The following is a 15,491-nucleotide window of genomic DNA, read 5'->3' as shown; positions in this document are numbered from 1 at the left end:
GATGATAGTGCGGATCTCCCGTGTGAAAGTAGGTAATCGTCAGGCTCCTCATGCAGCAACAAAAACCCCACCCCCAAACAGGTGGGGTTTTTGCATTTCTGCAGCGTTTGGCTGATCTGCCGGATTCGATCAGCCGTGCACGCCTTGATCGCGCGATAAAATCAGCAAAACATTGCGCAGCCGATTGCCATTCGAGTTCCCATGCTACGTTTAAGCGAAATCAAGCTTCCGCTCGATCATCCTGATTCGGCCATCAAGCCTGCGGTCATCGCGCGCCTTGGAGAAATCGGCGTGACGTCAAGCGAACTCGTGCGCTTCCATGTCTTTCGCCGCGCGCACGATGCACGCAAGCGCGCCGACATCAAGCTTACGTACATCATCGATGTGGAGTTGGCGGATGAAGCGTCGGTGCTCGCGCGACTAAAGGCCCGGCCGCATCCGCATGTCGGCATTACGCCGGATATGGCTTACCACTTCGTGGCCAAGGCGCCTGAAGCATCGAGCCAGCTTCGCCCCGTCGTCATCGGCATGGGGCCGTGTGGGCTGTTTGCCGGGCTGATTCTCGCGCAAATGGGTTTTCGCCCGATCATCCTCGAGCGTGGAAAAGCCGTGCGCGAGCGGACGAAAGATACTTGGGGTCTGTGGCGCCGAAACGAGCTTAACCCGGAATCCAATGTGCAGTTCGGTGAAGGCGGCGCTGGCACCTTCTCCGATGGCAAGCTCTACAGTCAAATCAAGGATCCGAAGCACTACGGGCGCAAAGTCCTCGACGAGTTCGTCAAAGCGGGCGCGCCTGAAGACATCCTGTATCTGAGCCGGCCGCATATCGGCACGTTTCGACTGGTCAGCATGGTCGAAAAGATGCGCGCGAATATTCATCAACTCGGCGGCGAAGTACGATTCGAGCAGCGCGTCGAGGATATCGACATCGACGATGGCAAGGTGCGCGGTCTACGCCTGTCGAGCGGAGAAACGCTGCGTTGCGATCACGTTGTGCTGGCCGTCGGACATAGCGCGCGCGACACCTTCCAGATGTTGCACGATCGCGGCGTTTTCCTGGAAGCGAAGCCGTTTTCGCTCGGGTTTCGTATCGAGCATCCGCAGGGCATTATCGATCGGAGCCGTTTCGGCAAATTTGCCGGTCACGAACGGCTTGGCGCCGCGGACTATAAAGTCGTCCACCATTGCAGCAACGGCCGCGCTGTCTACAGCTTTTGCATGTGTCCTGGCGGAACGGTTGTCGCGGCGACGTCGGAGCCCGGCCGAGTCGTGACCAATGGCATGAGCCAGTACTCGCGCGCGGAACGTAATGCGAACGCGGGTATCGTCGTCGGCATCACGCCGGAAGATTATCCGGGCGGTCCACTCGCGGGCATCGCCTTCCAGCGCATGTGGGAAGAGCGTGCGTTCGAACTGGGCGGCGGCGATTACAGCGCGCCTGCACAGCTTGTGGGCGACTTCATCGCGAGGCGCGCTTCGACATCGCTTGGATCGGTCGTGCCTTCGTACAAGCCAGGCGTCAAGCCGACCGATCTCAGCACCGCGTTGCCCGATTATGTGATCGAAGCCATCCGAGAAGCACTGCCTGAGCTCGATAAGAAGATCCCCGGCTTCGCGATGCACGACGCCGTTCTCACTGGCGTCGAGACGCGCACGTCGTCGCCGCTGCGGGTGCGCCGCAATAATGACGATTACCAAAGCGTCAATGTCGAAGGCTTGTATCCGGCGGGCGAGGGCGCGGGTTATGCGGGCGGGATCTATTCAGCGGCGATCGACGGAATCGAAGTCGCGGAGGCCGTCGCGTTGAGGATGATGGCGGAACATGAGGCGGCCGTCCGGTAACGTCGCGACTCATTTGCAATCCATGCAAACGTCGAAGAGACATAACCAACGCCCATTGCCTCAAAAACGAAAAAGGGCGCATCGTCACCGTTGCGCCCTTTCATCCGCATCAAAAAACCTCAAGTAACCACGCCCACCTGCCAGGGCACGAACTCACTCTGCCCATACCCGTGCAGTTCGCTCTTCGATGCCACGCCCGACGCGCAGTCCAGCATCATCTGAAAAATCTGATCGCCGAGTTGCCCAATGCTCGCCGTTCCATCGATCACGCCGCCGCAGTTGATATCCATATCCTCTTCTTGCCGCTCCCAGAGCGCGGTGTTCGTCGCGAGCTTGAGCGATGGCGAAGGCGCGCAGCCGTAAGCCGAACCACGTCCGGTCGTGAAGCAGATGAGATTCGCGCCCGAAGCAACCTGACCCGTTGCGGACATCGGATCGTAGCCGGGTGAATCCATGAACACGAAGCCCTTGGCGTCGACGCGCTGCGCGTACTCATAAACCTCGACGAGATTGGTCGTGCCGCCCTTGGCCACCGCGCCAAGCGACTTTTCGAGAATCGTGGTCAGCCCGCCGACCTTGTTGCCCGCCGACGGATTGTTGTCCATCGCCGCACCGTTGCGCGCGCAATAGTCCTCCCACCACTTGATACGCGTCAGCAGTTTCTCGCCGACTTCACGGCTGACCGCGCGCCGCGTCAGCAAATGTTCCGCGCCATAAACCTCCGGTGTCTCGGAGAGAATCGCCGTGCCGCCATGCGCGACGAGTTTGTCGACGGCCGCGCCGAGCGCCGGATTCGCCGAAATGCCCGAGTAGCCATCCGACCCGCCGCATTGCAAACCGACGATCAGATGCGACGCCGGCACCGGCTCGCGCTTGACGCGATTCGCTTCCGTGAGCATCTCCTTGACCAATGCGATGCCGTGCTCGATCGTCTTTCTCGTCCCGCCGCTGTCCTGAATCGTAAAGCTGCGCAGACGCTCGCCGTCTTTCAGTCCGCTTGCTTCGAGCACGCCGGAAATCTGATTGGTCTCGCATCCCAGGCCGACGAAGAGCACCGAATAGAAATTCGGATGCACCGCGTATCCGGCCAGCGTGCGACGCAAGATGGCGAGGCCATCGCCCTGCATGTCGATGCCGCATCCCAAGCCATGTGTGAGCGCAATCACGCCGTCGACGTTCGGGTAGTCCGCCAGCGCTTCCGGATGAACGTCGCGCCGAAAGTGATCAGCAATCGCGCGCGCGACGGTCGCCGAGCAATTGACGCTCGTCAGCACGCCGACGAAATTGCGCGTCGCCACGCGGCCGTCGTCGCGGCGAATGCCCATGAACGTCGCGGGTTCATCGACGAAAGGCGTCGGATGCTTGTCGATGCCGAACTCGTGCTCGCGCGCGAACTCGGCCATCGACAGATTTTGCGTATGGACATGCTGGCCGCGTGCGATGGCGTCCTTCGCCACGCCGATGATCTGGTTGTAGCGCTTGACGGGCTCGCCCGCGGCGATGGCGCGCGTCGCGATCTTGTGGCCCGGCGGAATCAGGCCCATGACGACGAGATCCTCCGACGCGATGCGCGCGCCGGAGAGCAGCTGACGTGTCGCGATGACGACATCGTCTTTGGGATGCAGCCGGATGACCGCATGGTCGGTGGATGTGGTGGACATGATGTTTTCTTAGATCGTGGAGGGAGCGCGCTTGTCGGCGAGGGCTTCCGTTTCGGCGCGGTTGAGCGGTTCGATCTTGCCGACAATCACAAGATAGCTGAACGCGCCGAGAAAGCAGAAGCCGCCTGCAACACACAGCGGAATGGTGAACGAGCCTTTCGTCATTTCGACCATGACGCCCGTGAACGTCGTGATGACGATACCCGCCAGGTTCGACGCGAAGTTCTGAATGCCACCGATGGACGCGACGTGTCCCGGCGTCGGTGCAACATCGCCCGGCAGCGACCAGATGCTGGCCGCGGCGAACGCGAGGCTGCCGTATGCAACGCCGAAAAAGCCGAGCATCAGGTAGATGTTCGTGGTGAACGCCGAGAGCGTGATGACCGACGACAGCAGCATGCCGCCGACCATGCAGGTCTTGCGCGCCGCCGTGAGGCTCCAGCCGCGCTTGAAGAGCGAGTCGGACACGACACCGCCGAGCCAGCCGCCCGGGATGGACATCAGCGCCGGAATCATGCCGAGCGTGCCGAGCGACTTGAGCGAGAAGCCATGCGTCTGCACGAGATAGCTCGGGAACCAGGTGATGAAGAAGTAGATCACGAAGTTCAGGCAGAAGAAGCCGAGCATCATGCCCCACAGCGTGCGGTACTTGAAGAGCGAGCCCCACGAGACCTTGTTCTTCGGCGCGACCGGTTGCGGCGGGACATCCACGGGACCGGTGAGGTCGCCGAGCGACTTATTACGGTAAATGAGGAACCAGCCCAAGATCCACACCGCGCCGAGTGCGCCAGTGATGACGAACGACGCTTCCCAGCCCACCGAGCTGATGATGAGCGCAACGACAGGAATCGACAGCGCGGAACCGACACGCGAGCCGCTATCGAAGATGCTGGTGGCAAACGCGCGCTGCTGCGGCTTGAACCACTGCGCGACGAGCTTCGCGCACGACGGATACGCACCCGCTTCGCCGACGCCCAGCATCAGCCGGCAGCCGAACATGCCCGCGACGCTCGTCGCGGTGGCGGTGAGCGCCGTGAACACCGACCACCAGCCCACCGCAAGCGGCAGTGCGATTCGCGCGCCCACGCGGTCAACGAACCAGCCGAAAGGCATCTGCATGAGCGCGTAGGTCCAGAAGAAGCCGCTCAGGATGAAGCCCATTTCCGCCGGCCCGATGCCGAGCGCCTTTTCAATCTGCGGTGCAGCCACGGCCAGATTCGCGCGATCGATGTAATTGATCGCGATGGCCAGAAAGGCCAGAAATATCACTACCCAACGCATTTTGCGCATCGTTTGTCTCCTCGGGATGATGGCATTTCATTTCTGCCGGCCCAAACCGCCATGCCGACGCGGTGAGCCGTGATTCAAAAACGGTGTGACGGAGTCCGCGTTCTTTGGCGGTTCTCAATGCGCGTTCAATGCATCGCGCAGGCGCTTTTGTTCGATATCGAGTTCGAGTTCGGCAGCGAAATCGACCACAGGTTGAAAACGCCGCACTTTCTTCTCGTCGTGATTACGCGCGATATCCGCGAGCTTGTGCACGAGAAACGGGTTCTCGAAGCGGTCGCGCACGCTCGCGAGATAGTCGCTTGCCACGTCGCCCTTGCCGAGCGCGACAAACACCGGCAGCACTTCGTCGCGCCAGGTGGCTTCGAGCGGCTCGCGGTACGCGGAATCGCGCATCGCGTCGAGCACGGTCATGTCGGGCGCGCCGCCGCGCGTGCGCCAGATTTCCGCGAGCATCGTGTGGCCGAGGTTGAGCAGCAGCAGTTTCAGGCGCTCGTAGTGCGCGAGGTCGTCGGTGACGACGATGTCTTCGTGTTCGCACGGCAAGGTCATGCCCGCTTGCCGCTCGATTGCCCACAACGCGTAAGGCTCGGCAATCGCGCCGACCGGCAGGATAGGCTCCGACACGATGCGGTCCACGAGCGAATTCACCCAGACGCAATCGTTCGACAAGTAAGCGATGAACGCGTCGTCCGCATTCCATTTGCGTGCCAAGTCGAGCACGAGGTCGCGCAAGGTGTCGCCGTTACGCGAGACGAGTTCGCACGGCAACAGCGTGATCGGCGCCGCGCTCGCCTTGAAGCGTGCGTGCAGCAGCACGGCGAGCTTGGCCGCGAATCCGCGCGGCGTACGCGCGCCATCGAGCAGGTCGGCCGTGTCTTCGTCGAAAAGGGCGTAACCCGTGTCGGCCGTGTTCGAGACGATCACCTTCACGTCGCGTTCCATGCGTTCTAGCAACAGCGGCCAGTCGTCGTTGGCGTGCAGCGCTTCGGTGATCGAATCGCATTCGATGGTGGTGTCGACGGTCGCGTCGCGCTCGCGTCCGCGAATGCGTACCGGATAGCGGCCCGTGGCGCGCAGCGCATCGACGCGCGCGCGGCTGTCGGGACTCGACGTGGTCTGCACGACGGTGATCTTGCCGAGCGCTTTCGCAGGATCGCGCCGCGCGGCGTCGGCCACGAAGAAGTCGACGTGCGCTTGCAGAAAACGGCTCGTGCCGAACTGGAGAATCGGATTGGTCATGTCGGGCGGCTATCGCGCCATCGCTCGATGCGACGGCGAAGTACATAGGGGGTTTTGTCGTTGGGAACGGTTCCAGACAGCCGTAAAAAATATGGCCCATCTGGCCTTACCGAAATGCATACTAGTGGCTCGAATTGGAATTGGTCAAGCCACTTGTAAGCGTTTGAAAATGGTCGAACGCGCTTCGTACGGTGCGTCAACCCTTCCGCTGATTACAATCCACGTTTTCCCCGAGACATGCAGGAGTGTGCACGTGAGTGTCAAACCAGTCGAAACGCGTCGCCTCTACCTTCAGATCGCCGATAAGCTGCGCGCTCTGATCGAACAGCAGGACTTTGCGCCGAACGGCCGGTTGCCCTCCGAACGCGAACTCGCGCAGACGTTGGGCGTGTCGCGGCCTTCGGTGCGTGAGGCGCTGGTTGCGCTGGAACTGGAAGGGCGAGTCGAGATTCGCATGGGCTCGGGCGTCTATATCTGCGCGACGCCCGTGGCGAAGCCGCCCGCCACCGAGGCGGAACTGGGCGAGAGCCCGATCGAGATCATGAATGCGCGCAGCGTGATCGAAGGCGCGATTGCCGCGAATGTCGCGCCGTTTGCCAAGCCAAAGGCATTGAAGACGCTACGCGCCGTCTACGAGACCATGGCGCGCGAAGTCGAAGCGGGACAAGTGCCAATGAGCGCCGACCGCGCGTTTCACGTTGCGATCGCGCAGATGTCGGGCAACGACGTGCTGGTCAGGACAGTGGGCAGTCTCTATGACGAACGGCATAGTCCGCTGTCATCCACGTTACGCGGACATTTCGAGGGGGAGGAAACCTGGGCGGCCGCGCTTGGCGAACATCTCGAGATTCTCGAGGCGCTCGAAGCGCGGGACGCGGTGCAGGCTCAAGCCGCGATGCAGCGGCACATGCGCAAGTCGGCCGAGCGTCTGATGACACGGCGCAAAGGCTGAAACCGGCGCGCCTTCAAAGACGAACCGGTTCTCTCGAAAGTTAGCCCGCGTTAGCCGGGATACGCTTCATCGACCTTCAGGCCAGCCAGCTTGAAGATCACGCGCAGTGTCTGCGGCGCGATCTCGCGGCGCGAGGCGAGCGTGGTCAGGACGAAGTCCATCACCTTGGCGTACTTCAGCATGGTCAGACACGATTCGATATCCGTGGAGCCGTCGCGCATCGATTCGGCGAGACGCAGCATCTCCACCGAAATCTCTCGAGCCATTTCAAGTTCGAGTTGTTGCTTCTCGCTCCAGGCGGGCATCGTGGTCAGCGCCGCGAGCATCTCCTGAAACTGCTTTTCTGCTTTCTTGTCGGGGATCGCGTCCATCGCCGTCCTCTCCATGTTCATGGCGCCGGCGAGTCGCAATCGCCGCGCTGAGTGTTAGGTGTTACGTAACGAAAGCCGCTCGCGGGTGACGACGCGTACTGCGTTGTCGAGGCGTGGCTTTGCTACCTGCTTGTTGCTCTTCCTTGCTGCATTGGCGCGCCGGGCTTCTTCCCCACGCTATGCATCGTCCCGGCCAGATTCGCATACCGGACAATGCACGAAGTGTTCCAAGCGTTTTCTAGCCGTCTTGCATCGCCGGTCGACTTGGGCGGAACAAGAGCGTCTTCGCGCTTTTGGGTAAACTTCTCCTTTCGAGTCGGCAGAACCAGCGGTTAGCGCACATTCGGCGCAAACTAGCCTCGTTTTTTAATTTCCACGTCACTTTCACGATGGCCAAGAAGTCCTCCGCGTCGGCTCCGGGCACCCCCGACCCCACTACAAAGCACGAAATCCGTCCAGGTCAGTCGATCGAACTGCTGAAGGAACTTCATATCCTCACGCGCGACGGCAAGATGAATCAGGACAGCCGCCGCAAACTGAAACAGGTCTATCACCTCTATCAGTTCATCGAACCGCTGCTTGCCGACGTTCACGAACGCCAGGGTTCGGTGTCGCTTGTCGACCATGGCGCGGGGAAGTCTTACCTTGGGTTTATTCTCTACGATCTGTTCTTCAAGACTCTGCGCGATCGGTCACACATCTACGGTATTGAGACGCGTGAGGATCTTGTTCAAAAATCGGAGGAATTGGCGAAGCGGCTGGATTTCGAGGGAATGTCGTTTCTGAATCTGTCGGTGGCCGAATCGATTGAATCGAATCTGCTGCCGGATTCCATCGATGTCGTGACCGCGCTGCACGCCTGCAATACCGCAACGGACGACGCCATCCAGTTCGCTCTGCAGAAGAACGCGAAGTACATTGTCGTGGTGCCGTGTTGTCAGGCGGAAGTCGCGTCAGTGCTGCGCAAGAACAAGGGGCATGCGCTGTCGAAGAACGTGCTGACGGAGATGTGGCGGCATCCGCTGCATACGCGCGAATTCGGCAGCCAGATTACGAATGTACTGCGCTGCCTGCAGCTCGAATCTCACGGATATCAGGTCAGCGTGACGGAACTCGTAGGCTGGGAACATTCGATGAAAAACGAGCTCATCATCGCTCAGTTCAAGGACTTGCCGCGCGCCCGGCCCGCGCAACGGCTGTCGGATGTGCTCGAAACGCTCGGGCTGGACGAGTTGCGCGAGCGCTTCTTCGCGCACTGATCAGTCGCTTTTCATCCACGCCGCGAAACCTTCGTGACCGAGGCGACGCAGCGTTTCCATGTTGCGTTCGTAGATATCGGCGGCGTCGGGAAAGGCATCCACTGCGCGGTCGATGCTCGCTTCGCGCAGCAAATGAAAGATGGGATACGGCGCCCGATTCGTAAAGTTCTCGATGTCGTCGGGCTCGCTGCCTTCGAAGCGATATTGCGGATGAAAGCTCGCAATCTGCAGTTCTCCGGCAAGGCCCATGTCGTTCAACAAGCGGTCGGCGAAGAACAGCGCGTCGTTGTAATCGGTGAAGTGCGCAAAGGCGTGCGGCGTGATGAAAAGCGTCGTGTCGATGTCTTTTGCATCGCTTTCGCGCAAAAGGCGCAGTTCGTCCGCGAGTTCCGCGACGACATCTTCCACGCCGCGCGCGTCGCTCACGACATAGCGAATCTGTCCCTTCACATGCACGCTCTTGGCAAAAGGACACAGGTTCAAGCCGATGACAGCGCGGGTGAGCCAGTGGCGCGTGGCCGCGATCACATTTTCTTCGCGGGTGCTACGGTCGTTCATGGTGCATCCTGAATAAGCGGCTTACAGGCCGCGTCGATCAATGTGCGCGCAATGCGAGGCGCCGCGCGCATCGGCCCCGAACCGGGACCGTAAGTCTGGCTCGTCGCGTAGACGCCATCGACGAGCAACGCCAGCGATTCTGCCAGTTCGACGGGATCGGCGGCGCCCGCAGCAGCCGAAATCTCGGTGAGCCGCGTGATCAGATAGTGCTTGTTGCGCTCGACGGATTGCCGCGCGGGATGCGCCGGATCGCCGAATTCGCACGCGATGTTGAGAAACGGACAGCCGCGATAATCCGGCGCCGACGCGCGCCCGACGAGATCCTCGAGCGATTGAACGAGTTGCTCGGCCGGCGCGCCCGGATGCTTCTCGACGCTTGCCTCGAAGCGCTTGCGGAATCTTTCGTCCATGCGCTGCAGATACGCGGTGACGAGTTCGTCTTTCGAAGCGAAGCGCCGGTACAGGCTCATCTTGTTGACGCCCGCGCGTTCGACGACGGCATCGACGCCAATCGCGCGGATGCCTTCGCGATAAAACAGTTCCTGCGCGGCATCGAGCAATTGTTCCCGAGCCTGCACGCCGTCGGTTCGCACACTGCGGCGAGCAGGGGTTTTCGGCTGGCCGGCGGGAGTTCGTGTCACAGTCGCATCCTTGAATATTGCTTGGGTCTTGACATGTTACCGATCGGTAACTAAGCTCGCAACTCTGATGTGACAGGTCGGTAACGTCACGGCGCGTAAAACACGAAATTCACGGAACGGAGCAGCGATGAATTGGGTAGCGAGACGGCTTGGCGGCCGCGTGCATTACGGCTGGATCGCAGTGGGCGTCGTTTTCCTGGTGTTGCTGGCGGCGGCCGGCACGCGCGCGACGCCGAGCGTGATGATGTTGCCGCTCGAAAAACAGTTCGGCTGGTCGCGCGGAACCATTTCGCTCGCCATCTCGATCAACCTTGCGCTTTACGGACTGACCGGACCGTTCGCCGCTGCCGCCATGCAGCGATTCGGCGTGCGTCCGACCTTGCTCGCCGCGCTTGCGACCTTGGCCGCAGGCGTCGGCCTCTCCTCGATGATGACCGCGCCCTGGCAGATGATCGTAATCTGGGGCGTGATGGTCGGCGGCTCGACGGGCGTGGCGGCGCTCACGCTTTCGGCGACGGTGGTAAATCGCTGGTTCACGACGCATCGCGGGCTTGCAATGGGCATTCTCACCGCCAGTTCGGCGACCGGGCAGCTCGTGTTTCTGCCGTTTCTCGCGGCGTTGTCGGAGCATCACGGCTGGCGGCCGGTGGTTTTCGTCGTGGCTATAGCAACCGCAGTCGTCGTGCCGCTCGTCGCGTGGCTGCTGCCGGAGCGTCCGTCGGATGTCGCGCTGCGACCCGTCGGCGAAAGCCCGGACGCGCCGCCCGCCGTCATTCCGCCGCCGAAAAATCCGATCAAGGTCGCATTCGGCACGCTCGGCATGGCGAGCAAGACGCGCGATTTTTGGCTGTTGTTCTTCAGCTTTTTCGTGTGCGGCGCGAGCACGAACGGTTATGTCGGCACGCATCTGATCGCGATGTGCTCCGACTACGGCATGACGCAGGTGCAAGGCGCGACCTTGCTCGCGGCGATGGGCATTTTCGATTTGTTCGGCACGACGCTTTCCGGATGGCTTTCGGATCGCTTCAACGCGCGCCTGCTGCTGTTTTGGTACTACGGCCTGCGCGGGTTGTCGTTGATCTATCTGCCGTATGCGTTTGGCATCGACTTCTTCGGCTTGCCGCTTTTCGCGGTGTTTTACGGGCTCGACTGGATCGCAACCGTGCCGCCGACGGTGCGCCTCGCCACCGATGTCTATGGCAAGGAGTCGGCGCCGATCGTCTTCGGCTGGATCGTGGCGGGGCACCAGCTCGGCGCGGCGTTCGCGGCGCTGGGCGGCGGCATGCTGCGGTCGAGCCTCGGCAGCTACACCGTGGCGACGATGATCTCCGGCGGTCTTTGCCTCGTCGCAGCCGTTACGGTGCTGCGGATCAATCGCGCGGGGCGGTCGATGGGCGTCGCCGCCACTTGAGCGCTTCTGCGGACGTGTGAGTCCGTGACTTATCCTTGTCGTTCGATACTTGAACGGCGCGCATTGGGCCGATGCGCGCCGTTTGCGCTTTTGAGGGCGGCGCGAGGCAACGGTGCTGAATTGAAGTGGTAGCGTTGTGCGGTTGACTGCTGCAAGCCGTTATCGTGATGGGCAGGCCTCGCTTCTTCCATTCGCTGAAGGATTCCAATGATGACCTCCAAACCCGCCGCAACCGAAGTCGATATCCACGAACTACTCGCGGGCCGCTGGAGCCCGCGCGCGTTCTCCGACGCGCCGCTGAGCCGCGAGCATCTGCATAGCCTGCTCGAAGCGGCGCGCTGGGCGCCTTCATCGAGCAATTTGCAGCCTTGGCGTTTTATCGCGTTCGATCGGCATCGCGACGAAGCCGCGTTCCAGCGCGCGTTCGAAACGCTCGCGCCGTCCAATAGGACATGGAATGTTCGCGTGCCCGTGCTGGTCTGCGTGACTGCGTCGACGCTCACGCCGAAGGGTGTCAGCCGCACCGCGCTCTACGACACCGGCGCGGCCGCGATGGCGCTCGTGCTCCAGGCGCACGCGCTCGGGCTCGCGACGCATCAGATGGGCGGCTTCGATCGCGACGCGTTCCGCGCGGCGTTCGAGATTCCGCCGGAGGTGGAGATCATCGCGATGGTCGCAGTCGGTCATCACGGCGACGCGAATCTTCTCGACGACGCGCTGCGCGAACGCGAGGCCGCGCCGCGAGCACGCAAGGCGCTGGGCGAGACGTCGTTCGAAGGCGCGTGGGGAAAGAGTTTCGAGTGAAGCCAGGCTTACGCGGCGCGGGTGCGCTTGACTGCGGATGTGTACGACATCACCCCTCATCCGCCGATGACAGCGGCCGCGCAACATCTTCCAGAGACTTGCGCTCCGCCGCCACGCCCCAGATGCCGGCCACGACGGCGGCCGCGATCATCAGCGCCGAGCCGATCAAATAGCCGACGAACACCGCGCCGCGCTGATGCGTATCGATGAGTTGCCCGAACAGCGCCGGCCCGATGATCCCGCCGAGCGCCGTACCGAACGCATAAAACACGGCGATGGCAAGCGCGCGAATCTCAAGCGGAAACGTCTCGCTGACCGTCAGATAGGCCGAACTCGCCGCCGCCGACGCGAAGAAGAAAATCACCATCCACGCTATCGTCTGCGTGGTCACGGAAAGCATTCCGTGCATGAACATCCATCCGCTGATCGTGAGCAGCACGCCCGAGATCGCGTAAGTGAAGGCGATCATCCGGCGTCGGCCGAGCACGTCGAATAGCTTGCCGAGCAGAACGGGGCCCAGGAAGTTGCCCGCCGCGAACGGCAGCACGTACCAGCCGATGTGATCGCCCGGCACGTGATAGAAGTCCGTCAGCACGAGCGCGTAAGTGAAAAAGATTGCGTTGTAGAAGAACGCCTGCGCGGTCATCAACATGAGGCCGACCAGCGAGCGGCTCCGATGCACATGAAACAGCGTGTGCGCGACTTCCGAAAGTGGCGTGTGCTCGCGCATCTTTAGGCGCAGCGGCTTGATCGGCGTGTTCGGTATTTCGACGCCGTGCTTGCGAAAATGCGCTTCGATGTCCTCGACAATCTGCTTCGCTTCATCGACGCGGTTATGCGTGATGAGCCAGCGCGGACTTTCCGGCACCCACATCCGCATGAAGAGAATGGTGAGACCGAGCGCCGCGCCGATCAGAAAGCACCCGCGCCAGCCCCAATCGGGCGGCATCAGGCCCGGATCGAGCAAAACGAGCGAACCGGCCGCGCCAATGCCCGCGCCGATCCAGAACGTGCCGTTAATGGCGAGATCGGTCCAGCCGCGCAAGCGTGCAGGCGTGAATTCCTGGATCGTGGAATTGATGGCCGTGTATTCACCGCCGATGCCCGCGCCCGTCAGAAAGCGGAACAGCACGAAACTTGCGAGATCCCATGAGAACGCGGTTGCGGCGGTCGCGGCCACATAGAGAAAGAGCGTGATGAAGAAGAGCTTGCGTCGTCCAAGCCGGTCCGTGAGCCAGCCGAAGCCAAGCGCGCCGACCACCGCGCCCGCAATATATGCGCTGCCGGCGATGCCGACATCCGTGTTGTTGAAGTGCAGCGCCGGGCTCGACTTCAATGCGCTCGCCACCGCGCCCGCGAGCGTGACTTCGAGCCCGTCGAGCAGCCACGTGATGCCGAGCGCGAATACGATCAACGTATGAAACCGGCCCCAGGGCAGACGGTCGAGCCGTCCCGGTAAATCGGTTTCTATGATGTCGGATCGATCGCTGGCGCTCGCGGTCGAACGATTTTCCTGCGGTAAGGTAGTGTCGTTCATTGGCTCGTGCCCGCTGCATCCGCGCGCGCAACAGTGAATAAATTGCCGCTTTGGCGAGCAAGTTGCATTCCGCGCCGGTTGAAGCGTCGTGGCGGTTCCAGACGGGTTCGAATGCGGTTGATGCATGCCGCCGAACATGCTACAAACCCTGTCCACTTTTGAATGCGGCGTTGCCTCGTAACGCTGCCTCGATGTCCATGACCTACTGTGCGATCGATTTTGGCACGTCGAATTCCGCCGTCGCCGTGCCTGCCGCGATTCAGGCGCAGACGCAGGGTGGCCATTCGATCCGGCTGGCTCCCGTCGAGGGCGAGGCAACCACGCTTCCGACGGCCGTCTTCTTCAACACGGACGAAAACAGCCAGTCCTATGGCCGCGCCGCGCTCGAATCGTATATAGACGGCTTCGACGGCCGCCTCATGCGTTCGATGAAAAGCATTCTCGGCTCGCCGCTCGCCGACACTAGCACCGATCTCGGCGACGGCTCCGCCATCAAGTACACGGACGTCATCACGCTTTTTCTGCAGCATCTGAAGCAGAAAGCGCAGGCGGTCTCGCCAAGTCCGCTCGATCGCGCGGTTCTCGGCCGTCCGGTCTTTTTCGTCGATGACGATCCGCGCGCCGACCGCCTTGCGCAGTCGCAACTCGAAGCGTGCGCGCACGCCATCGGCTTGCGCGAGATTCACTTTCAATACGAACCGATCGCCGCCGCATTCGATTACGAAGCGCGCCTGACGCAGGAAGGGCTCGTGCTGGTCGCGGATATCGGCGGCGGTACGTCCGACTTCTCGCTCGTTCGCGTGGGGCCCGAGCGCGCTCGCCAGCTAGACCGAAAAAGCGATGTCCTCGCGCATCACGGTGTGCACGTGGCCGGCACAGATTTCGACCGGCGCGTCGAACTGACGACCGTTTTGCGCGAACTCGGTTATCAGACGCTCGATCCGCAAGGGCGCGAAGTGCCGAACCGCGTGTATTTCGATCTGGCGACGTGGCATCTGATCAATACCGTCTACACGCCCAAGCGCGTGAGCGAATTGCAACTGATGCGCCACCTTTACCCCGAACCGCGTCTGCATGACCGGCTGATGCGCGTCGTCGATCGCAGGCTTGGTCATGCGCTGACCGCGCACGCTGAGGAAGCGAAGATCGACGTGGCGGCGGGCGGCGTAACCGAGATCGACATGGAAGAGGTGGAGGAAGCGCTGCGCGTCGCATTCGACGAAGCCCAACTGATCGAAGCAGGAGCGGACGAGACGCGGCGTATCGTCGAAGCGGCGCTGGAAACGGTGAAACGCGCGGGCGTGGCGAACGCGGATGTCGGCGCCGTGTACTTCACGGGCGGCACCACCGGTTTGCGCTTTCTGTCCGATGCGCTCGCGGCGGCTTTTCCCGGCGCACGAGCCGTATTCGGCGATCGACTTGCCAGCGTGGCGACGGGTCTCGGTATTTACGCGCAACGCGTCTTTACCTGATCGCGCTCGTTCCAAATGCAAAAAACCCCGCCGAGGCGGGGTTTTCTCTAAGCCGGATAAAAACTTACGCCGGCTTGATGTTCGCTGCTTGCTTGCCCTTGGGGCCAGTCTTCACTTCGTAGGTAACCTTTTGGTTTTCTTGAAGTGTCTTGAAACCCTCAATGCGGATTTCCGAGAAGTGTGCGAACAGATCTTCGCCGCCGCCATCCGGGGTGATGAAGCCAAAGCCCTTTGCGTCATTAAACCACTTGACGGTACCGGTTTCCATGTTACTTATTCCAAAAAATTGATGAATGAGGCCGAAGCCAAGGGTGCATGAAGATCAAGGAAGGGGCAATGGGACCAACCGGAGTACCGCGATGGCGAACTACGAAAGAACCACAAGTCACTCGCCACTTGAAATCCTGCAAGAAGGTTTATACGGCTAATCGTTTTCGCGGTCAAATAATATCCG

The 15,491-nt window shown here is 61.4% G+C and carries 14 protein-coding genes; 6 read left to right on the top strand and 8 right to left on the bottom strand.

Features of this window, described 5'->3' with window-relative positions; genetic code table 11:
- Positions 1-201 precede the first annotated feature (201 nt).
- The gene (locus NCT03_RS12425; RefSeq protein ID WP_250492748.1) at positions 202-1,842 is read left to right on the top strand and encodes an NAD(P)/FAD-dependent oxidoreductase; all 1,641 of its coding nucleotides are present in this window, start codon (positions 202-204) and stop codon (positions 1,840-1,842) included.
- Positions 1,843-1,961: 119 nt separating this feature from the next.
- Here NCT03_RS12425 and NCT03_RS12420 read toward each other — a convergent pair whose 3' ends face one another.
- The 3 genes from NCT03_RS12420 to NCT03_RS12410 all read right to left on the bottom strand — a co-directional run bounded on the left by NCT03_RS12420 (position 1,962) and on the right by NCT03_RS12410 (position 6,032).
- Positions 1,962-3,503 carry a UxaA family hydrolase gene (locus NCT03_RS12420; RefSeq protein WP_244826355.1) on the bottom strand — a complete coding sequence of 514 codons (1,542 nt, stop codon included), beginning with the start codon at positions 3,501-3,503 and terminating at the stop codon, positions 1,962-1,964.
- A gap of 9 nt (positions 3,504-3,512) precedes the next feature.
- Positions 3,513-4,793 carry an MFS transporter gene (locus NCT03_RS12415; RefSeq protein WP_244826354.1) on the bottom strand — a complete coding sequence of 427 codons (1,281 nt, stop codon included), beginning with the start codon at positions 4,791-4,793 and terminating at the stop codon, positions 3,513-3,515.
- Between the two features lie 114 nt (positions 4,794-4,907).
- Positions 4,908-6,032, bottom strand: coding sequence for a mannitol dehydrogenase family protein (locus NCT03_RS12410; RefSeq protein ID WP_250465784.1), 1,125 nt, complete (start codon positions 6,030-6,032; stop codon positions 4,908-4,910).
- A 253-nt stretch (positions 6,033-6,285) separates the two neighbouring features.
- On the opposite strand from NCT03_RS12410, the gene NCT03_RS12405 reads away from it, so the two are divergent.
- Entirely contained in the window at positions 6,286-6,984 is a 699-nt protein-coding gene (locus NCT03_RS12405; protein ID WP_250465782.1) for a FadR/GntR family transcriptional regulator, read from the top strand.
- Positions 6,985-7,034: 50 nt separating this feature from the next.
- Here the strand turns inward: NCT03_RS12405 and NCT03_RS12400 are convergent, their stop codons facing one another.
- On the bottom strand, positions 7,035-7,355 hold the full coding sequence (locus NCT03_RS12400; RefSeq protein ID WP_244826352.1) for a DNA-binding protein: 321 nt from the start codon (positions 7,353-7,355) through the stop codon (positions 7,035-7,037).
- A 389-nt stretch (positions 7,356-7,744) separates the two neighbouring features.
- On the opposite strand from NCT03_RS12400, the gene NCT03_RS12395 reads away from it, so the two are divergent.
- Complete coding sequence (locus tag NCT03_RS12395) at positions 7,745-8,614, top strand: class I SAM-dependent methyltransferase (RefSeq protein ID WP_250465780.1); 870 nt, start codon at positions 7,745-7,747, stop codon at positions 8,612-8,614.
- On the opposite strand, the gene NCT03_RS12390 is transcribed toward NCT03_RS12395, so the two are convergent.
- Together NCT03_RS12390 and NCT03_RS12385 are read right to left on the bottom strand one after the other, a co-directional pair.
- Positions 8,615-9,172 carry a DUF1415 domain-containing protein gene (locus NCT03_RS12390; protein ID WP_250465778.1) on the bottom strand — a complete coding sequence of 186 codons (558 nt, stop codon included), beginning with the start codon at positions 9,170-9,172 and terminating at the stop codon, positions 8,615-8,617. It abuts the gene before it with no gap.
- Complete coding sequence (locus NCT03_RS12385; protein WP_409014905.1) at positions 9,169-9,813, bottom strand: TetR/AcrR family transcriptional regulator; 645 nt, start codon at positions 9,811-9,813, stop codon at positions 9,169-9,171. Before NCT03_RS12385 ends, NCT03_RS12390 begins: the two co-directional genes overlap by 4 nt.
- A 127-nt stretch (positions 9,814-9,940) precedes the next feature.
- Here NCT03_RS12385 and NCT03_RS12380 point away from each other — a divergent pair, with 127 nt between their 5' ends.
- Positions 9,941-11,224, top strand: a complete 1,284-nt coding sequence (locus NCT03_RS12380) for an MFS transporter (protein WP_250465776.1) — start codon at positions 9,941-9,943, stop codon at positions 11,222-11,224.
- Between the two features lie 210 nt (positions 11,225-11,434).
- Positions 11,435-12,028 (top strand): nitroreductase family protein, encoded by a 594-nt coding sequence (locus NCT03_RS12375; RefSeq protein ID WP_250465793.1) that lies wholly within the window; start codon positions 11,435-11,437, stop codon positions 12,026-12,028.
- 49 nt (positions 12,029-12,077) lie between these two features.
- Here the strand turns inward: NCT03_RS12375 and NCT03_RS12370 are convergent, their stop codons facing one another.
- On the bottom strand, positions 12,078-13,565 hold the full coding sequence (locus NCT03_RS12370) for an MFS transporter (protein ID WP_244826348.1): 1,488 nt from the start codon (positions 13,563-13,565) through the stop codon (positions 12,078-12,080).
- A gap of 197 nt (positions 13,566-13,762) precedes the next feature.
- Here NCT03_RS12370 and NCT03_RS12365 point away from each other — a divergent pair, with 197 nt between their 5' ends.
- On the top strand, positions 13,763-15,037 hold the full coding sequence (locus NCT03_RS12365) for an Hsp70 family protein (RefSeq protein WP_250465774.1): 1,275 nt from the start codon (positions 13,763-13,765) through the stop codon (positions 15,035-15,037).
- Between the two features lie 64 nt (positions 15,038-15,101).
- Here NCT03_RS12365 and NCT03_RS12360 read toward each other — a convergent pair whose 3' ends face one another.
- Complete coding sequence (locus NCT03_RS12360) at positions 15,102-15,305, bottom strand: cold-shock protein (protein ID WP_016346375.1); 204 nt, start codon at positions 15,303-15,305, stop codon at positions 15,102-15,104.
- Positions 15,306-15,491 lie beyond the last annotated feature (186 nt).

This window comes from Caballeronia sp. GAWG1-1 (assembly GCF_023631465.1).
Taxonomy (GTDB): Bacteria; Pseudomonadota; Gammaproteobacteria; order Burkholderiales; family Burkholderiaceae; genus Caballeronia.
The sequence above is the reverse complement of the archived record's forward strand: the minus strand, read 5'-3'. Positions and strand labels throughout refer to the sequence as shown.